Source organism: Spirosoma sp. 209 (genome assembly GCF_002006735.1).
GTDB lineage: Bacteria > Bacteroidota > Bacteroidia > Cytophagales > Spirosomataceae > Spirosoma > Spirosoma sordidisoli.
On sequence record NZ_MVEC01000016.1, the window covers coordinates 120,469 to 140,352 of the forward strand.

Sequence of the window (19,884 nt, forward strand, 5' to 3'; positions counted from 1 at the left end):
TAACTTACAAATATATATTTATGGTTAACAAAATAGCATACTTCAAGGTATATTTTACAAATAGTCGTGAAATAAGGCCATTTCCAGGTCGTATTCATTAACTAGGCATAAACACTTACCAGTAAATGACCGTTTTCCGGCTGCTTATCTTTTCATCTGACCGAGAATAGCGACGATCAGTTGAATTGCCCGATCGGTGTCGGCCCGCTTATGGTTCGGCGAATCGAATCGGTTGAACGGCCGTAGCTGCAGTACGAACGTCTCCTCTACCTCCACCTCGTCAAGGGGGGTGAATAGCTTGAAGCCGGTTACTGTCGTAGGAACCAGGCCATGGCTCTGTTTAAAGCGGATGAGCACGGAGGCCAGCAGCCTCTCGACCTGCGGTGACTGGATTCCGGATGCCGGTATGAACCGAACTTCAGCCTGGTTACGGTCTACCAGGGTTTGCTCTTCCGGGGCAAAGTGCCCTTCGCAGCTGCTGAACGTCTGCACCAGCCCGGTAGCATTCAGGGCGTCGACCAGCGGGCGGATACGGGCTTCGATTTCCATCAGGCAGTTCGCCGACGTTGGTACCAGGCCAGATAAGCGACAGCACCCAGCGCCAGCACCCCCGAAAAACCGAACGATGCGTCGATGCCCGCCACTCCGGGAACGTGGTTCAGCATCCAACCCGCGGCAACCGCCCCCAGGCCGATACCAGCTTCCAGCGCAATGTACATGGTAGCCATAGCCCGCCCGCGGGTGTGCTCATCGGCGAGGTCGGCCGTCCAGGCCTGTACGGTCGGCGAGTTCATTCCCGAGGCCAGCCCAAACCCAACGGCAGCCGTCCAGAAATACACCCTGGCGTTGGCGTTGGCTGGATCAACCAGCATCAGCAGCCCCATCGACAGAGCCAGCGCCGTTGTCGACACCAGGAGTACCGGTACCCGCCCATACCGGTCGGAAGTACGGCTGAATACCATCCGAACTACCAGCGAGGCCACCGTATAAACCGTAAAAAATAAGCCTTTATTCGCTATGCCCAGCAGCCCACTCAGGGTCGATACCACCGTCAGCACCGTACCGTAAGACACGGACTGCAGCAGCAGGACCACAAACGGAGGCCAGGCCTGCCAGTCGAAGAGTTCGTCTTTGCGCAGCTTCAGCAACCCAAACCGGAACGGTTCGGGATTAACCAGCGTCTCGGGCATACGGAGCAGAATACCGATCGATAGCAGCGCAAACGCCGACGAAGTCCAGAACATGACGTTCATCGAAAAATCATCGGCCAGCCAGCTCCCAATGGCCGGGCCCAGCGACATGCCCATGGCCGTGAAGAGCCCCAGCATCCCCATGGCTTCGCCCCGACGCGTTGCTGGTACCACGTCGGCCACGTAGGCTGCCGTAGCGGTCGGTTTCGTGCCGGTCGAGAAGCCGTGAATCAGCCGCAGCGTCAGAAACCCCCATACCGTCAGCAAATACGGGTACAGGAATCCGCACACGAAACAAACCAGCGAACCAAAGGCCATTACCGGCACCCGCCCGACCGTATCCGTAATTTTACCGCTGAAAGGCCTCGACACTCCGGCCGTGAGGGTAAACAGGGCGATGATCAGACCGACATATTCCCGTCCGCCCAGCCTGGTCAGGTAATCGGGCAGCTCCGGAATCATCATGGAGAAACTTGCCGAGAATAGAAAGTTGCTGATACAGAGCAACCAGAACGAGAACGTGTAGAGGGCTGTACCGTCGGCCTGACGAGGAAATGAGAATGGGCGAACGACCAAAACGAGTTGATTTAGTTCGCCCAAATTTACGCCTTTTTCAGGACAAGGCTTACTGGAATCAGCAGGATTTATTGTGGGCTCCCACCGAGCTGGCCACCAGAAAGGCTGATTTATTCCGTTGGCGTGGTGGTGTTACCGCCGTCGAGCACGAACCGCCATTGGCCGTTGCGCTGTCGTTTCCAGACGGTCATGTATACCCCTTCTGCCCGTTTGGCTACGCCCGACTCGCCCTTGCTGGTCAGGAGCCACTGCCCAAAGGTGTAGCCCAGTTCGCCCGACTGAGCCGCATCTGCCTTGAGAACCTGCCAGGTCAGGGTGGTCCCGGTTCGGGGCAGCCGGGCCATCTGGGCCCGCAGTGAGTCGAACCCAATGGTGGGCGGAGCGCCCTCGTTGAGTTTGATCGCGTCGTCAGCAGCGTAAGTAGTAAAGGCCTTGGCCATACCCTGCTTTTCGGATAGCATACTAAAGTTCAGATCGGCTTCCCGAATTTCATCGATGGCCCGCTGACGGGTAGCAGCTGCCGGGTTCATAGCCCGTGGACTCTCTACCCGCGAGCGGCACGAATCCGTCAATAAGCCAGTCAGTACAAGAAGAAGTAAGGTGTTCTTCACAAGTGGTAGGTGTTTGGTACAGTTTTGGCGTAAATTTGCGGAATAATACCGTCCCCTCGTTATGTCGCGTAACCTTAAAATTGGTATCTTCCTCACCGTCTCTATCCTGCTAACGACGTTCACGTTTTATTTCTGGCAGATATTCAAAAGCCCTAATCTTCAGGTCCGTGAGAACGATCCGACCTTTGCCCTGCTGATTCCGAAAGGCGCTACGTTCGAGTCGGTCATGGATACCCTCCAGAAGCATAAAGTCATCAATGACGAGATGTCGTTCCGGTTTCTGGCCAAGCTTATGAAGTACCCCGAGCGGGTAAAAGAAGGGCGGTACGAGATCGAACCCCGTATGAGCAACCGGGCTGCGCTGGTCAAACTGCGGAGCGGCAGCCAGGACCCCATGACGGTGACCTTTAACAGCATGCGTCAGAAAAGCGATTTGATCCAGCGGCTGGGCAGCAAGTTTGCCTTTGGCCCGGAATCGCTGGCCGAACGGCTTAACGATCCGGCCGTCTGCCAGAAGTATGGTTTCGACACCACCACCATCGTTTGTCTGTTTCTGCCCAACACCTACGAATTCTTCTGGACAATCAAACCCGACGCCTTCCTGGAGCGTATGGGCTCCGAATATAAAAAGTTCTGGACCCCCGAGCGGAAGGCCAAGGCACAGGCGCTGGGTCTGAGCCAGACCCAGACTCAGGTGCTGGCATCGATCGTTGCGGCCGAAACCAACAAACGTGACGAGCAGCCCCGTGTGGCTGGTGTTTACCTGAACCGGCTCAAACGGGGCATCAAGCTGGAAGCCGACCCCACGGTCATTTTTGCCCTGCGCGACTTCAGCATCCGGCGGCTGCTGAACCGGCAGCTCACAGTCGATTCGCCGTACAACACCTATCGATACGCTGGCCTGCCCCCGGGGCCCATCAACCTCCCCGCCCCGGCCACGATCGACGCGGTCCTGAATGCAGAACAGCACGACTACCTGTATTTCGTCGTCGACGCGCGGTTCAACGGCTACCATACCTTCTCCAAAACTCTTTCAGAACATCTGGCCAACGCCCGGCTTTATCAGCAGGCGCTGACCCGGATGAAAATCATGAAATAAGAGAACACCCGTTTACAACGAATGAGGCAACGGTACTGCAGTAGAGAAACAGGCCGTTGTCTATCCATTAGTCTCCATGTTTGTTTACGACGTTACTGACATTCGCGTACGTTATTACGACACCGATCAGATGGGGGTCGTCTATTACGGCAATTACGCCCGGTTTTACGAGATAGGCCGGGTAGAAGCCCTCCGCCAGCTGGGGCTGAACTACAAAGAGCTTGAAGAACGGGGTATTTCGATGCCGGTGTATGACCTCAGCTCCCGGTTCATTCGGCCGGCCCGGTACGATGATCTGCTGACGGTTCGGGTAACGGTGCCCCAGCTTCCCAAAACCCGCTTTCTCTTCACGTACGAAATCTTCAATCAGCATGGCGTACTGCTCAACACCGGCCAGACAACCCTTGTCTTCATCCGGTCCGATACCGGGCGTCCCTGTCTGGCTCCTGACGATTTGATCGAGCTTGCCAAACCTTTTTTTCAGGAGTAGGTTAAAATCGTGGCTGGTTGTCAATGCAAGGAGGGTTGTTACCAAGATCGGTTCACAACATCTAAAGAACCTGATCAGCCATTACCAACTTCTGACGTTATGTTCGACAAATTAATGAGCTTTGACGCGCTGTCAGGTGCCCGCATCTGGCTGCACGATCATCGTCCGTTCGATTCAAAAACCTCCTGGTACGAGTTTTTGAATAAGATGACGAACAAAGTAATTGAAAACGACACCAGCGAGCGGGCGGCTTCCGTTGCGTACAGCCTGATACTGGCCGTATTTCCAACGATCATCTTCCTGTTCACGCTCATTCCCTACATCCCAATTCCCAATCTGGAGGAGCAGATTATGGCGTTCTTCCAGCGGGTACTGCCGGGAGACACCTTCAGTTCGGTGGCTACGACCATCCGTGACATCATTAGTCGGCCCAGGAGTGGTGTGCTGTCGTTCGGTTTTTTGCTGGCGCTCTATTCGGCCACAAGCGGTCTGGTAGCGCTTATGAATGCCTTTAACTCGTCGCACGAGTCGGAAGATAGTCGTGGCTTCTTCAAAGTTCGGGGCGTGGCTGTGGGGCTCACCTTCACGCTGGCCGTAGCCCTGATTCTGGCCATTGTTGTACTGATTATCGGTGGGGTAGTCAGTGAGTATCTGCTCCGCTTCGGTATTCTGAATAATGTGGTGTTTGTCAACTTGCTGGCCGTAGCCCGTTATCTACTGGTTTTTGCTGTTTTTGTGGGAGCCGTTTCGGTGATTTATCGGTTCGGACCCGACGTCGACATGAAATGGGCCTTTGTCACCCCGGGGTCTATCATCGCATCGGTCCTGATCGTTCTGACAACCCTTGGCTTCTCCTACTACGTCTCCAACTTCGGGTCGTACAACAAGGTATATGGCTCGATAGGCACGCTCATCGCGCTTATGATCTGGATCAACCTTATTTCACTCCTGCTCATTCTGGGTTTTGAAATGAACGTGGCGCTGTATAACCTTGAGGGAGATAAAAACCCCAGTGTTGCCGAGAAAACAACAAACGCCACCTCCAATAGCTGAAGTGGCGTTTGTGAACCCTAACCCATAAATGTAAAAGCACCCTTTTGCGTGAGCCATTTCTGGCACGACACCAAAACAGGTTCATACAGACATTGGTAAAAACCGTGCCAACTTTCGCGGATGCAAAGGGTATTAAAAAACCTTTTTCCGTTTACTAAAAATATAGGCAGCTGGGTTACAACAGGTGTGTAATTTTAGATTAACAACTCAACTCCGCCGGTTATACCGAACGGTGTTTGTAAACTTTTCCCTGTAGATGACTTCTGTTACTGGTCAGTTTACTCCATTGCCAATGGGTCCGTATCTGAATCGGATCAAACCCTGGGTGACGGTTATCTGTACGGCTTATAATCATCAGCGTTACGTAGAAGAGGCCCTTCAATCGGTTGTAGAACAGGATTATCCGAACGTAGAGCTGATCGTTATCGACAATGCCAGTACAGACGCGACGTCCGGGTGTATCAGTCGGTTTGCCCGGCAACACCCCAATCTGCAGTTTCTTCAAAACACAACGAACGTAGGCCTGAACCGCGCGTTCAACCAGGGCCTGTCACTGGCGCGGGGCCGGTATATTATTGACCTGTCCGCCGACGATGTGCTTCTGCCCGGCCGCATCTCGAAGCAGGTTGAGCTGTTCGAACGGCTGTCGGGGCCCTACGCCGTCGTCTTTTCCAATGCGGACTATATCGACGAACAGGGCCGACGGCTTTCGTCCCACTACCCGACAGACCCACGGGGGCGGTCCAGTACGGTAGTCCCCTCCGGCAACGTTTTTCGTAATGTGCTGGAGTCTTATTTCATCTGCACCCCGACGATGATGATCCGGCGCGATGTGCTGAACGAGCTGGGCGGCTATGACGAATCACTCGCCTACGAAGATTTTGACTTCTGGGTTCGGTCAGCACGGCTGTATCACTATGCCTACCTGGATGAGGTGCTGACGCTGAAACGGCAGCTACCCGATTCACTCGCGGCTCAGGTTGTCAAGCCCGATAACGCCTTACTCCATTCGTCGCTGATCGTTTGCCAGAAAGCCCTGGAGCGGTGCCACACGGCGGATGAGTACCAGGCCCTGGCCAGCCGGATTCGGAAATTTATTCGCAAAGCCTATTACGCTGAACAGTACGGGCTCGTTCGGCAGTTTGGCCGGCTCCTGAACCGGATCGAACAGCCGGGACTGCTCACCAAAGTTGTCCTGGCACTCAGTTGCTTACAGGTGCCCGTTAACAGCTTATATCGGCACTACGCCCGGCAGGCCTTTGCGTTGCCCAGCCGACAGTAAATTCGTTCCTTGCAGGTCAGGATGTAGTCTCACTCCCGCGAGGTCAGTAGGGTCAGAAACACAAGGGTGTTATCTGTCGTTACCACAACACCACCTGCTGCTCCCTATCCCGAACGAATATGGCTGCTGAATTTTTGAAATTATATCCTAAAAACCCTGACCTGCGCCGGATTGAACAGGTTGTCAAAGCCCTGCGCAACGGAGCCGTCGTCATATACCCGACCGATACCGTTTACGGCATGGGGTGCGATATTCATAATGCGCGCGCTGTTGAGCGGGTGGCCCGCATCAAAGGGATCAAGCCAGCCAAAAACGACTTCTCATTCATCTGTTACGACCTAAGCCACATCGCCGATTACGCGCGGGTAAGCAATCAGGCCTTCAAAGTGATGAAACGGCTATTACCCGGTCCGTTCACGTTTCTGCTGGAGGCCACGAACAACGTACCGAAGCTGCTCAACACCAACAAGAAAACCGTGGGCATACGGGTACCCGATCACGATATACCCAGACAGATTGTTCACCAGCTCGAAAACCCCATCATTACCACCTCCATCCGCGACGAAGATGAAGTCATCGAATACTCGACCGATCCGGAACTGATCTACGAGAAATTCAGGAATCAGGTCGATATCGTGATCGATGGCGGCTACGGTGGCAATGTGGCCTCGACTATAATTGACGCTACCGACGACGAATTTTCTATCATCCGTCAAGGGCTTGGTGAATTTATTCTTTGAAAAGTTACCACAAGATTCTATACTTGCATGATAGGGTTAACGCACTCTTAACTGGCGATTAACCCTTTTTTTGTGTCTACAGGCAATCAACTCTCTTTTTATAGCATGCGTTTTTTACTGGCCGCTAGTACTATACTGGCCCTCAGTCACCTGACTGGCTGTTCTTCCGAATCAAAACAGGCAACGTCCGGGCAGTTGACCGCCGAAGCCTCGGCCAAACCAACTGCCTCCTCCGACTCATCGGGCACACCAGCCCCTAAACCAGCAACGGCCTCCCGGCCCACCAATGCCGTTTCGACCGGCGACTCTACCCTCGATTCGTTGACCTACGCGCCGACCGGTGCTCTTTTGCCTAACAAACGCATCTTTGCCTATTACGGTAATCCTCATTCCAAAAAAATGGGGATTCTGGGTAAGTACCCTAAAGAGGAGATGTTGCGCCGGCTGGACGAAGAGATCAAGAACTGGCAGAAAGCCGACCCAGCTACACCCATCCAGCCAGCCCTGCACCTGGTAGCCACCTCGGCTCAGGGCGCCCCGGGCAAAGACGGCGGCTATCGCATGCGCATGTCGGACAAAACCATCAAGAAAGTGCTGAAGTGGGGGAATGAGCACAAAGCCATTGTCTTTCTGGATATTCAGCGGGGCCATGCGCCACTGGGTCCCGAGATGGCCTACATGGAAAAATACCTGAAACTCCCGTTCGTTCATCTGGGCATCGACCCTGAATTTTCGATGGTAACCGGCGCAAAGCCCGGCACCAAAATCGGAAGCTACGATGCTGCGGATATCAACCAGGCCGTACAGTTTCTGAGCCGTATCGTGAAAGAGAACAACCTACCTCCCAAAGTACTGGTCGTTCACCGCTTTACGCAGGGCATGGTCAAGAACTACAAAAACATCAAGCTCGACCCAAACGTACAGATCGTTATGGATATGGATGGCTGGGGCCCGCCGGTACTGAAGAAAGATTCGTATCATGACTACATTCAGAAAGAACCGGTTCAGTACACCGGCTTCAAACTGTTCTACGAAAACGACTTCCGCAAGCCCGGTTCGCGCATCATGACCCCCGCCGAAGTGCTGGCCCTGACGCCCAAGCCGATGTATATCCAGTACCAGTAGACCCGGTAGTAGCCAAACAGAAAAGGCCCGTCAGCAATTGACGGGCCTTTTCTGTTCTGTATACGGGCAATCAGTAGTCAGCTGTCCGACCTACCGATTCTCGACCAATGCTTTGAACTCATCAACCGTTACTTCCTGCGACACAATGGTCAGCTGGGTTTTGGCGTACTCGATTACCTTATCGTCATAGACCCGGTTAAACGTGCTGGTGTAGTTCTGGCCGTTATTCTTCTCATCCATGAGGTAGTTACGGGCAATCCGATCAATGGTTTTATCCATTTCTTCGTTTTCGCTGCCCATAAAGCCGAACTGTTCCCGTACCATCTGGCGGGTTGCGTCCAGTACCTCGTCAAACTCAACTTTTATATCCGCGTTTTCAGCGATCTTGTTTTTGATCAGCTGCAGCTTTACCGATTTGGTGAAGTCGTCGTACTGCTCGTCGATCTGCTCGGGGGTAAACTTGCCTTCATTCACTTCGAGCAACCAGTTTTTCAGGAACTCGTCGGGTAGCAGAATCGGCGTGTTATCGATCAGGTTTTTTTCGATGTCGAGCCGCAGCAGCTGATCGGCTTCGCGGGCGTAGTTGCCCCGAATAACTTCGGCTACTTTCGTACGGAACTGCGCTTCGTCCTCGACCGCACCGGCACCCAGCACCTTGTCGAAAAACTCCTGGTTCAGTTCGGCCGGCTCATGCCGGGTAATGTCATCGATTGTGAAGTTGAACTCACCCGTCAGGGCAGCGGCTTCTTCTTTCTTCACGCCGGTAGCGTTGGCCCGGGCCTTCTCGTCGGGGAACGCCTGCTCCAGTACGAAGCTGATAACGTCACCTTTTTTCTTACCCACAAACTGACCTTTAGCTTCTTCAGCCATTTTGTCCATTGGGAAAGCGGTTTTGGCCGAGAACGGCTCACCTGACTCGGGCGTGCTGGTCTGAACCAGTTCGCCGTAAATCGTATCGGTTTCGCCTACTTCTTCGCCATGAGCGTGACCATGGAAACGCTGCTGCAGGTCAGCAATGGTGTTGTTTACTTCGGTTTCACCAGCCTGAATCTCGTAGCGGGTTACGCTGGGCAGTTCGGCAAAATCGATGTTGAACTCCGATGCCAGGCCCAGTGTATAACTGAAGGCAAAATCGGTTTGGTTATCCCAGTCGATGGCATCTGCCTGTTCGCGGTTCGGAACGGGATCGCCAACGACCTGAAGTTTGTTTTCGCGGATGTACTGGCTCACGGTCCGGCTAAGCATCGAGTTGATCTCGTCGACCAGAATGCTTTTGCCGTACATTTTCTGCACCAGCGACGCAGGTACGTGACCAGGACGGAATCCTTTCAACTGAACCTTACGGCCGTAATCTTTCAGTTTCTTATCGACTTCGGGCTTATAGTCAGCCGGGGTAAGCGTAATTTTCAGCGAAGCGTTGGTGTCGCTGGCTTTTTCGAGCGTAATGTCCATGATGATTGCTATTTAGTGATTGAGCGATTGAGCGATTGGGTGAGAGTGGCTTCTGGTAGGAATCGCTCAATCACTCAATTACTCAATCGCTCAACGTACTTTGTACGGGCGGAGGGACTCGAACCCCCATGCCTTGCGGCACCAGATCCTAAGTCTGGCACGTCTACCAATTTCGCCACGCCCGCAGGTGGTGAACAGTTGACCCAGTCTGATTAACGGCCTTTTCAGGCCAAGCCAACCGCGCTGTTTAACTGTTTCGGCCCGCAAAAGTACGAAGAATCTGCAAATCGCCAAGCGCCTACCTCCATGTTTTATTTTTATAAGATAGCCCGTCGATTTTAGATTATTAATTTGTTATCTTGGTAGTACGAGTACAACCAAAGGCCATTCCTGAATAGACGCCAACTATGATCCATGCAATTGAGTCCCGGCCCAGTGTCGAACCCGTTATCGACCTGGAGCAGGAACGACAGGAAATTTTAAAACGGTACCGACGACTGCTGCGCTCAGCTAAGCCGATGTTGAAAGACAACGACGCCAAGCTGATCAAAAAAGCGTTTAACACCTCGGCCGAAGCCCATAAAAACATGCGCCGGCGGTCGGGCGAACCCTACATCTACCACCCGCTGGCCGTTGCTCAGATTGCCGTCGATGAGATCGGCCTGGGTACTACCAGTATCGTAGCCGCGCTGCTTCACGATGTCGTTGAAGATACGGATACTACCATTGACGATATAGACCGGGCATTCGGGCCCAAAGTAGCCCGCATTATAGACGGTCTGACCAAGATTTCGGGTATCTTCGAGTATGGCACGTCACAGCAGGCCGAGAATTTCCGGAAAATGCTGCTCACCCTTTCGGACGATGTTCGGGTCATTTTGATCAAGCTCGCCGACCGGCTGCATAACATGCGGACGCTCGACTCGATGCCCCGCGACAAGCAGTTGAAAATTGCGGCTGAGACGATCTATATCTATGCCCCCCTCGCCCACCGACTGGGCTTGTACGCCATCAAATCGGAGCTCGAAGACCTCTACCTCAAGCACGTAGAGCCGGAAGCCTATAAAGACATTGCCCGCAAGCTGCGCGAGACCAAGATTGCCCGCGACCGGTTTATTGGCCGGTTCATCGAACCAATTGAAACTGACCTGACCGATACCAACATCAAATTCGTGATCAAAGGTCGGCCGAAATCCATCTACTCGATCTGGACCAAACTTAACAAGTCGAAGAAGCCGTTCGAGGAGATTTACGACCTGTTTGCGGTTCGGATTATCCTGAACGTACCCCCCGAAGAGGAGAAAGCGGCCTGCTGGCGGGCGTATTCGATCGTTACCGATCATTATAAACCTAACCCGGACCGGTTGAAAGACTGGATCAGCACCCCCCGCACCAATGGCTACGAGTCATTACATACCACGGTAATGAGTAAGTCGGGACAGTGGGTAGAGGTGCAGATCCGTACCGAACGGATGAACGAGATTGCCGAGAAAGGCTACGCAGCTCACTGGAAGTATAAAGGGAACGATACCCAGACCGGGGCTGGGATCGAAGCCTGGATCAGCCAGGTGCGCGACATGATCGAGTCGGCCAGTAACGGCGACAAAAAAGCCGCCATTGAATTTGTCGATGACTTCAGAAGCAATCTTTACAGCGAAGAGGTTTTTGTCTTTACCCCCAAGGGAGATCTGAAGGTTCTGCAGCGTGGCTCTACGGCCCTGGATTTCGCGTTCGACATTCACACGCAGATTGGTGCCCGCTGTATGGCCGCGAAGGTGAACAACACGCTGGTACCGCTGAGCCACGTACTTCAGAATGGCGATCAGGTCGAAGTCATTACCTCCAACCGGCAGAAGCCCTCGGAAGACTGGCTGCGGTTTGTAGTGACGTCCAAAGCCAAGACGAAGATCAAAGACCTCATCAAAGAGGAGAACAAACGCTACGTGACCGACGGGCGCGAGCTGGTCAATAAAAAGCTGCGGGTGCTACGGGTAGAGATGTCTAACGAGGTCATCAACCAGTTGCGGGCCTATTTCGGCTCTAAAACCACCGACGATTTCTTTTACCGGGTTGGCAAGGGGCATATCGATGTCAGCGAACTGAAAAAGTTCAAAGCCGACAAGGAAGCCCGTGAAAACCGCGCCAACAAACTCAACACCGACGCGCTGCCCGATGCCAAGGCCTTCGTAAAAGAACTGAAGAAAATCCATGGCGAACGGGCCGACGCCGACATGCTGCTGATCGGCGAGGATATGGACCGCATCGATTATACGCTCTCCAAATGCTGCAACCCCATTTCGGGCGACGACGTATTTGGGTTCGTAACCATCAACGACGGCATCAAAATTCACCGCGTTACCTGTCCGAACGCAGTCGAGTTAATGTCGAATCATGGCAATCGGATCATCAAGGCTAAATGGACCAGCCAGAAAGAACTGGCCTTCTTATCGGGTCTGCGCATTACCGGTACCGACCGGGTGGGCCTGGTCAACGACGTGACTCGAATCATCAGTAACGAGCTGCACATTAATATGCGCTCCGTTACCATCGATTCTAAAGACGGTATCTTCGAGGGGAATATCCGGCTCTACGTTCACGATACCGCCCACCTCGAAACCCTCATGCGTAAGCTGGAGCGGGTACAGGGCGTTTTTGAAGTAGTCCGTTTTGACTCCTGATCAGCTTTACTTACGGGATTTGGGGTGCGGCAGTCGGGCAGATCATATCCTGCGACAACTTCCGTAAACCGAATCCCGTAAACCTTACTTACCTTTGCACTTTCAACCAACCGGAACAGACATGACTGCGCCGACTCAATCTAACTTAGAATCCGCCCGGATGATTTTTACGGCCTACCTCGAACGGAAAGGCCTCCGTAAAACCCCGGAACGATTTGCCATACTCGAAGAGATCTACAACCGTCAGGACCACTTCGATGTCGACGAGCTGTATATCTCGATGAAGAACAAAAAATACCAGGTCAGCCGGGCAACCGTATACAACACCCTGGATGTTCTGGTCGACTGCGACCTGGTTACCAAACACCAGTTTGGCCGTAACCTGGCTCAGTACGAAAAGTCGTACGGCTACCGCCAGCACGACCACCTCATCTGCACCGACTGCCACAAGGTGATGGAGTTCTGCGACCCCCGTGTGCAGAATATTCAGAACATGGTCGGCGACATGCTGAAATTCAACGTCATGCACCACTCGCTGATTTTTTACGGCTCATGCCAGCGCGATCCCTGCGAAAACCGGAATGAGTCCAATAAAGATGCGGCTGGGATCGAAGCCGCCGGTATGGAACGCGCGGATGAAGAGGTATCGGTCAGCAGCAGGCAGTAAGGCATAAGCACAACCGTTTGATTAGAGAAGCCATGTTCGTTTAAGCCAAATGCATCTCGCCCAGTTGAATATATCCCGTATGCTGGCGCCAACGATCGACCACCCGATCATGGCCGATTTTGTGGCACAACTGGCAACCATCAATGCGCTGGCCGAGCAGAGTGAGGGGTTTATCTGGCGATTGACTGGAGCAGGAAACGATGCCACCAGCCTCCGCCCGTTTGACGACGATCGCATTATCGTCAACATGTCGGTATGGCAATCCCTGGAGCACCTGCAGGCTTTTGTTTTCCGAAGTATGCATACGGCCGTCATGAAAAACCGCGGCAAATGGTTCGAGAAACCTAAAGAGTCGATGACGGTGCTCTGGTGGGTACCGACCGGCCACCAGCCTACGGTCGACGAAGCAAGAGCCCGACTAGAACACCTCAACGCTTTTGGCCCCAGCCCCAGGGCGTTTACATTCCGAAACACATGGCCAGCAACCGATCTGGCTCCCTTGGACGAGTCATCAGGTCGTACCTTCTCATAACCGTCGCTCCACTATGCAGCACGGTTTCACAGCGATAACGAACGATATAAACGCGTTAATTTTATTTCAGGTGTAATGGTAGATGTTTTATTAGGCCTCCAGTGGGGCGACGAAGGAAAAGGTAAGATTGTGGACGTACTGGCTCCACAGTATCAGGTTGTAGCCCGGTTTCAGGGTGGTCCCAATGCCGGACATACGTTAGAGTTCGACGGTTTCAAGCACGTATTGCACCAGATTCCTTCCGGAATTTTTCGCAACGACATTCTGAACATCATCGGCAATGGCGTTGTACTGGACCCGATCGTTTTCAAACGTGAAATTGACGGGCTGGCCAAATTCAACCTGCCCCTCACCCAAAACCTGCAGATCTCGAAGAAGGCATCCATCATTCTACCTACCCACCGCCTGCTCGATGCAGCCTATGAACAGGCAAAGGGAGAATCGAAAATAGGGTCGACCCTGCGCGGCATTGGTCCTACTTATCAGGATAAAGTAGCCCGTCAGGGTCTACGGGTTGGCGACATCCTGTCTCCTAACTTCGCCGATAAATACAGCCGTCTGGTCGCTATTCATAAAGTGATTCTGGAGCAGAACAACTTTGACTTTGCTTCCGTATTACCCCAGTCCGAAGAGGAATTCTTTGCGGCTGTTGACTTCATGAAGCAGTTTCAGCTCACCGACAGCGAATACGCCGTAAACGAAGCTCTGCAATCCGGCCGGAAGGTGCTGGCCGAAGGCGCTCAGGGCTCCCTGCTCGACATCGATTTTGGTTCCTATCCGTTCGTTACCTCCTCCAACACCATGACAGCAGGCGCCTGCACGGGTCTGGGGGTAGCACCCGGGCGTATTGGGGAGGTATATGGCATTTTTAAAGCCTACTGCACCCGGGTCGGCAGTGGCCCCTTTCCTACCGAACTGTCGGACGCCACCGGTGAGCAGATTCGCCAGGAAGGTCGTGAATTCGGCGCCACAACCGGTCGGCCGCGTCGGTGCGGCTGGCTCGACCTACCGGCGCTCAAGTATGCCATCATGATCAACGGTGTAACGCAGCTGGTGATGATGAAGGTCGACGTGTTGAATATTTTCAGCGAAATTTTGGTGTGTACGCACTACCAGATGCCAGACGGTACCGTCACTGAACACCTGCCTTACGATATGACCGATGTTGAGCTGAAGCCCATCTACAAATCGTTTAAAGGCTGGCAAACCGACCTGACCGATATTCACTCCTTCGATGACATGCCGGAAGCCCTGGCTAACTATGTCCATTATCTGGAAGAGTCGCTGGGCCTGCCGATCAGCTTCATATCTACGAGCCCCGACCGCGAAGCCATCATCCATCGGCAGACGGCGGGAGTCCTGTAAGTCGATCCATCAACTGGGGCCTGATCGGTTCCGTGATAATACGTTTCTCTAAAAGTGCCCGGTTGCAGCGTCAAAGCCAGCTGCAGCCGGGCACTTTAGTTTTCTGGACTGCCAGTTCGGTGCAGCCTATCGTTTTTCGAATTGGTATCCCGTTTGTTTACCCCGTGTCAGGCGTTTGATTGTCACCCTGAATTCTCATACGCCCTTGAAAAGGCAATAGCTGTTGACGCCGGCGCCCGGGGCTCGCTCGGCTTTTTTACGTACTTTTGGTAGTAAGCAGGTCCTGTTTTGTTTCCTTATGTCAGCGAAAGCCCTTTACCAGACCCTCTATCAGTCCGATCAGCTCTTCCGAATACCGAACGAACGCTGGAGTCCCGGACCGCTGGCGAGCGTTCTGGCAGACATTCCGGTTCCTGAACCCGCCCCGGCCCTTACCCCAACGATTGATCTGATCAGCGCCCTGGATGAACTGGCGGCCCACGCGCCTGCCCCGGAGCACGAAGCCATCCTGGTCGATTCGGCCAACCTGATCGTGTCGCCCCTGCCAGTCGATACACCGTCGGTGCCGTTACTAATAACTCCCGAGCCGCTGCCTCCTCAGGCACCCCGCCCTACTGTTCCGTCTGTTCACCCCCCCGCTCAAAACCAGGCTCGCATGTCGCCCATCAATCATAAAGTGCTTCTGCTGGCCGACGAAGAGCTGGACCCCAGCAACCTGCTGTTTCTGGAGAAAATACTGAAAGCGGTTAACCTGAACATCGATGGGGTTGACCTGCTCAACCTACACGGGGTACGAGATATAGACTTCGCGGAGCTGGTTCACGGCAAGAAGATCCATCATTTTATAACGTTTGGCGTACCCTTCAGCCGAATTCACCTCGATATTGCCATGGACCGGTACCAGCCTGTTCGTTTCTTCGGCATCACGTTTTTGATGGCTGATTCGCTGCCAACTATCGAAGCCGATCAGCAACTGAAAAAGCGGTTGTGGGCAGCCCTCCAACACATTTTCATACAACGGTAACGCTATGCCTGAACCCGCTGCGCCACCGGCCTCCCTTCGCCGAGTCCTATCGACCACCCAGCTCTGGGCGATTGCCGTTGGCATGGTGATCTCGGGCGAGTATTTTGGCTGGAACTACGGCTGGGCCGTGGCAGGCACGGTAGGCTTCCTGATTGCTACGCTGATCGTAACCGTACTGTATCTGACATTCATCTTCAGCTATACCGAACTGACAGCGGCCATTCCGGATGCGGGTGGTCCCTTCGCCTACGCTTTCCGGGCGTTTGGCCCTACAGGAGGCTTTGTGGCGGGTTTTGCTACCCTGGTCGATTTTCTGATGGCGCCACCCGCCATTGCGGCTGCCCTGGGCGCCTATGCCCATTTTCTCAATCCGGCATTGCCCGTTCTGGGGGTGGCCGTAGCTTCCTATGTGGTCTTTATTGGTGTGAATATCCTGGGCGTGCGGGAGTCGGCCAACTTTTCCGTTATCGTGACAGTGCTGTCAGTGGTCGAGTTGCTGGTATTTATGGCACTGGTGGCCCCCGCTTACAAAACGGAGAACCTGCTGGCTCACAACGACGGCTTTGGCATTGGCGGGGTGTTTGCGGCCCTGCCGTTTGCTATCTGGTTCTATCTCGCCATCGAGGGGGTGGCCATGGTTGCCGAAGAAGTGAAAGACCCTGTCCGTACCATTCCGCGCGGTTATCTGCTCAGTATCGGCACCCTGGTCCTGCTCGCGCTCGGGACCATGATTTTGTGCGCTGGGGTGGGTGACTGGCGGCAGCTCAGTCAGATCGATTATCCGTTGCCCGAAACCCTGGCCATGGTGCTGGGCCGACAGAATTCCTGGGCCAAGGTTTTTGCCGGACTGGGCCTGTTTGGGTTGATCGCTTCGTTTCATGCCAATACGCTGGGCTACTCGAGGCAACTATTTGCCCTGGCGCGGGCTGGCTACCTGCCCCGGTTTCTGGCAACGGTCAATGGTCGTTTCCGAACCCCGCACTGGTCGTTGATTGGTGGTGGCCTGATTGGACTGGCCGCTTTATTTTCGGGCACAACCGGTGAAATCATCACACTGTCAGTAATCGGTGCGCTGGTTATGTACCTGGTCAGCCTGCTCAGTCTGTTCAGGTTGAGACGTTCAGAGCCGGGCCTGGAGCGCCCATTTCGTACGCCGTTTTACCCCGCTGTTCCCTTAATAGCTCTCCTGCTGTCGGTGGTTTGCCTGCTGGCTATTTTCTGGTATAATCCCGGATTGAGCCTGTTGTTTGTAGGGCTGCTGCTGATCGCGTACGGCTTGTTCCGCTGGCTCTATTTCCGAAATAAACCCCCGGTTTCGACACCTATTTCCGACTAACATTTGCTTCGATGGGGCACTATTCACGTATTTGAGGGCGTTTTCTATAAACGCACCCTTAACCGGTAATGAATAACCGGACAGAAAATGTGAACCCAGAACGCATGGAACCAACCAATCATCCTGACTTTCAGCACGGCTATGCCAGCGGTCTAGAGGGGGTCGAACGAACGAATTACGAAGGCTACCTGTCCAGTCAGGTAAATACCAACTGGCTGACGGACCGAATAAATGAGAAACGAAACGAACTTGTCAATCTGGATCGACATATCGCCCAGACTACCGAAGATAACCGCGCGGCCTATGCTGAGTTGCAGAACCATACCGTACAGGTCGAGCGCCTGTCCAGACAGGTCAGACAACACGAATCGAATCGGGAGGCTATAGAAGCCGAGCGCGATGCCTTACGCGAACGACGGGTCAAAAACACGCCCGATTACTCACTGCTGGCCGGGCTGCTGTTTCTGGTAGCTGGCATTTCATTCCTGGCGGGCGACCTGATCATCTCGCACGAAATCGTTGCTTATGCGCTCAATATCAGAAACCCCAACGAAGCCTGGGCGTTTGCTATTGGTCTGGCCATGGTGTCGATTCTGCTCAAACCTGCTTATGATCGACTGATCGAGAAGCCCTACCAGGAGAATCCCGAGCAGAATCAGCGTAAATATGAACGGTTCAAGATTGCGCTGGCTTTGTTTGCCGTGCTGACACTGGCCGTACTGGGCTGGTTCAGGTACGAAGCTTATCGGACTGATCAGCTCAAATCAGCCATCAATAAATCGATTCGACAGCTTCAGCTAAGCAGCGACCCCACAGCCGCCACACAGACTCTCGATGCGGCCACACTGGCTAAAATAGAAAAGCAACTATCTGAGTCGAGTGAGTTGAACCTGGCTCTTGTCAATAGTCCATGGGCCTTGCTATCGTTTGTACTCAGCGGTATTTTATTTGCGCTGGCTGGCGCGGTATGTCTCGGTATCGCCCTACCGGTACTGTCGGCCTTCTGGTTCCGCTGGTTGCAGGCTGATATCAAACTGGGCAAGCTTCGGCGTCGACTAAAACGGGTAGAGAAAGAACTCAGCCCGCTGGAGGCCCAACTGGCCGAGCAGAACAGTCGGCAAAATGTGTTGCAGCATAATCTTGACCTGCTCGCCGATCTGAACGAGCTACGCGACCAACGACGCGCGCTGACCACCGAACTTAGTGAACTGCTCTCTGAGCTGAAATTGGCCCAGACGGACAGCCGCATCAGTAATTTCAACGATGGTTACGGCCAGGGCGAAGCTATCCGAACCGTACTCAACGACGATGAACAACGTCAGCTGCGTAAAGACCGACTGGTTGTGCACAATCGGGTAAACGGGAGCCATCCGGCCGAACACGCAAACGGCACGAACGGAAAAGCATCGCTTCCCAAATCGTACCAGCCAGCCGAGACCCTTCCTTCCGAAGGTTTGTAGCCCATCCATTCGGACGGTTAGCCAGCCCTATCGCCTTAGTCAGTCCAGGTACATATCGTGCCGGGCCGACTAAGGCTTTTTCATGCAGAAACGTCGAAGTGAGGCCGGCAGTTTGGCCAAAACTCACATGAAGAATTTCTAAATAAAATTCCCAAAAAACGCCTAGTAGATTCATTTTTTTTACACATCGCTTGGCCATAAATCGTCAATTGTATCAGAAAATAAACCACGCTCTACATAGCACGTTCCAATATATTAATTCATAATTCAGAATGATACCTCGCCTTTACTATCACTTTAGAAATTCACAAAAATGAAACGATAACATTCATAATATTCCTCTTTTAATTCACCGACAATTCAATCAATTACTAATCTTTTCAGTTATAAAATCCAGAATAGTGCACGAAAATTTTAGAACAATATTTGCTTAATTCCTCCCTCCGCCCTTTCAATTACAATATTATATATATAGGAGTATTAACTCCCATATTTTAAGTATATATTTTTATCTGTTTTCTGTTATGACGAATTACTATTTTAAAAATTATCACCTAAAAATCAATCCATTAGACATCATATACTATTCATTATCCATCTACTAGTGTGACTTTTGTCAGCATGAATCGTATAGGATTCACTGCCGTCTTTTCTTCAGGTTTTTATATAAAAATAACAATCTATCATACAGAACCTGTAGGCTACTTCTGACGCATGTCCATATCCTTTTCCTATGCGTACTATTCATACTGCTCCCTACACCCGCCTGATCAGGTTAGCTCTGTATTTATTAACCCTTTTTTTCTGTACTGATTATACACTATTTGCCCAATTACCTTCCGGATTTTCTAAAAGTATTGTTCAGGACAACTATACAGGGTCAGTTGGTATACTATTTTCCAATGACGGCAACCGGTTTTACGTTTGGGAGAAAAGCGGCCGGGTCTGGGTCTCAACCTGGAATGGATCGTCTTATGTACGGCAGAGCACAGGGCTTTCTTATAAAACCATTTGTTGGGTAAAGAACTGGATCAAGGCTGGAAATTTATCGGCGAAGGTATCGAACTGAGCCACCATATTCTTGACATTCAGCTTTTCCAACAGATTGATAACCAGCGTCCTTAGGCTGCTCAAAACTCGACTGATTGCTGCCTGACTGCTTCGCAACTCATCTTCTGCCAGGGTTACATCCCGTTGATGGTGC

At 52.8% G+C, this 19,884-nt stretch carries 18 protein-coding genes and 1 tRNA gene; 13 read left to right on the top strand and 6 right to left on the bottom strand.

The window, feature by feature from the left end:
* Window positions 1–144: 144 nt before the first annotated feature.
* The 3 genes from B1C80_RS22350 to B1C80_RS22360 all read right to left on the bottom strand — a co-directional run bounded on the left by B1C80_RS22350 (window position 145) and on the right by B1C80_RS22360 (window position 2,377).
* A complete protein-coding gene (locus tag B1C80_RS22350) occupies window positions 145–549 on the bottom strand; it encodes a hypothetical protein (protein ID WP_077923437.1) in 405 nt (134 codons plus the stop codon).
* On the bottom strand, window positions 549–1,766 hold the full coding sequence (locus B1C80_RS22355) for an MFS transporter (protein WP_129601503.1): 1,218 nt from the start codon (window positions 1,764–1,766) through the stop codon (window positions 549–551). Before B1C80_RS22355 ends, B1C80_RS22350 begins: the two co-directional genes overlap by 1 nt.
* A 110-nt stretch (window positions 1,767–1,876) precedes the next feature.
* Window positions 1,877–2,377, bottom strand: a complete 501-nt coding sequence (locus B1C80_RS22360; protein WP_236648891.1) for a DUF4440 domain-containing protein — start codon at window positions 2,375–2,377, stop codon at window positions 1,877–1,879.
* A gap of 61 nt (window positions 2,378–2,438) precedes the next feature.
* Between B1C80_RS22360 and mltG the strand changes: the two genes are divergently transcribed.
* The 6 genes from mltG to B1C80_RS22390 all read left to right on the top strand — a co-directional run bounded on the left by mltG (window position 2,439) and on the right by B1C80_RS22390 (window position 8,166).
* On the top strand, window positions 2,439–3,476 hold the full coding sequence (gene mltG, locus B1C80_RS22365) for an endolytic transglycosylase MltG (RefSeq protein ID WP_077923440.1): 1,038 nt from the start codon (window positions 2,439–2,441) through the stop codon (window positions 3,474–3,476).
* 76 nt (window positions 3,477–3,552) lie between these two features.
* Window positions 3,553–3,966 (top strand): thioesterase family protein, encoded by a 414-nt coding sequence (locus B1C80_RS22370; RefSeq protein ID WP_077923441.1) that lies wholly within the window; start codon window positions 3,553–3,555, stop codon window positions 3,964–3,966.
* A gap of 99 nt (window positions 3,967–4,065) precedes the next feature.
* On the top strand, window positions 4,066–5,019 hold the full coding sequence (locus B1C80_RS22375) for a YihY/virulence factor BrkB family protein (RefSeq protein ID WP_077923442.1): 954 nt from the start codon (window positions 4,066–4,068) through the stop codon (window positions 5,017–5,019).
* Between the two features lie 256 nt (window positions 5,020–5,275).
* On the top strand, window positions 5,276–6,301 hold the full coding sequence (locus B1C80_RS22380) for a glycosyltransferase (RefSeq protein ID WP_236648892.1): 1,026 nt from the start codon (window positions 5,276–5,278) through the stop codon (window positions 6,299–6,301).
* A 119-nt stretch (window positions 6,302–6,420) separates the two neighbouring features.
* Window positions 6,421–7,041 carry an L-threonylcarbamoyladenylate synthase gene (locus tag B1C80_RS22385; protein WP_077923444.1) on the top strand — a complete coding sequence of 207 codons (621 nt, stop codon included), beginning with the start codon at window positions 6,421–6,423 and terminating at the stop codon, window positions 7,039–7,041.
* A 105-nt stretch (window positions 7,042–7,146) separates the two neighbouring features.
* Window positions 7,147–8,166, top strand: coding sequence for a hypothetical protein (locus tag B1C80_RS22390; RefSeq protein ID WP_201723581.1), 1,020 nt, complete (start codon window positions 7,147–7,149; stop codon window positions 8,164–8,166).
* A 90-nt stretch (window positions 8,167–8,256) separates the two neighbouring features.
* On the opposite strand, the gene tig is transcribed toward B1C80_RS22390, so the two are convergent.
* A complete protein-coding gene (tig, locus tag B1C80_RS22395) occupies window positions 8,257–9,618 on the bottom strand; it encodes a trigger factor (RefSeq protein ID WP_077923445.1) in 1,362 nt (453 codons plus the stop codon).
* Between the two features lie 103 nt (window positions 9,619–9,721).
* Window positions 9,722–9,803 (bottom strand) — tRNA-Leu (locus tag B1C80_RS22400).
* 222 nt (window positions 9,804–10,025) lie between these two features.
* Here B1C80_RS22400 and B1C80_RS22405 point away from each other — a divergent pair.
* The 7 genes from B1C80_RS22405 (at window position 10,026) to B1C80_RS22435 (ending at window position 18,680) form a co-directional block, all read left to right on the top strand.
* Window positions 10,026–12,296: a bifunctional (p)ppGpp synthetase/guanosine-3',5'-bis(diphosphate) 3'-pyrophosphohydrolase gene (locus B1C80_RS22405; RefSeq protein ID WP_077923446.1), complete on the top strand. Its 2,271-nt coding sequence runs from the start codon at window positions 10,026–10,028 to the stop codon at window positions 12,294–12,296.
* 121 nt (window positions 12,297–12,417) lie between these two features.
* Entirely contained in the window at window positions 12,418–12,963 is a 546-nt protein-coding gene (locus B1C80_RS22410) for a Fur family transcriptional regulator (RefSeq protein ID WP_077923447.1), read from the top strand.
* A gap of 49 nt (window positions 12,964–13,012) precedes the next feature.
* Window positions 13,013–13,495 carry a DUF3291 domain-containing protein gene (locus B1C80_RS22415; protein ID WP_077923448.1) on the top strand — a complete coding sequence of 161 codons (483 nt, stop codon included), beginning with the start codon at window positions 13,013–13,015 and terminating at the stop codon, window positions 13,493–13,495.
* Window positions 13,496–13,570: 75 nt separating this feature from the next.
* Complete coding sequence (locus B1C80_RS22420; RefSeq protein ID WP_077923449.1) at window positions 13,571–14,860, top strand: adenylosuccinate synthase; 1,290 nt, start codon at window positions 13,571–13,573, stop codon at window positions 14,858–14,860.
* A gap of 298 nt (window positions 14,861–15,158) precedes the next feature.
* Window positions 15,159–15,884 (top strand): hypothetical protein, encoded by a 726-nt coding sequence (locus B1C80_RS22425; protein WP_077923450.1) that lies wholly within the window; start codon window positions 15,159–15,161, stop codon window positions 15,882–15,884.
* A gap of 4 nt (window positions 15,885–15,888) precedes the next feature.
* Window positions 15,889–17,220, top strand: coding sequence for an ethanolamine permease (eat, locus tag B1C80_RS22430; protein WP_077923451.1), 1,332 nt, complete (start codon window positions 15,889–15,891; stop codon window positions 17,218–17,220).
* Window positions 17,221–17,324: 104 nt separating this feature from the next.
* Window positions 17,325–18,680 carry a hypothetical protein gene (locus tag B1C80_RS22435; protein WP_077923465.1) on the top strand — a complete coding sequence of 452 codons (1,356 nt, stop codon included), beginning with the start codon at window positions 17,325–17,327 and terminating at the stop codon, window positions 18,678–18,680.
* A gap of 999 nt (window positions 18,681–19,679) precedes the next feature.
* On the opposite strand, the gene B1C80_RS28470 is transcribed toward B1C80_RS22435, so the two are convergent.
* Window positions 19,680–19,884: hypothetical protein (locus B1C80_RS28470; RefSeq protein ID WP_161492807.1), on the bottom strand; the 205-nt coding region annotated here is incomplete at its 5' end.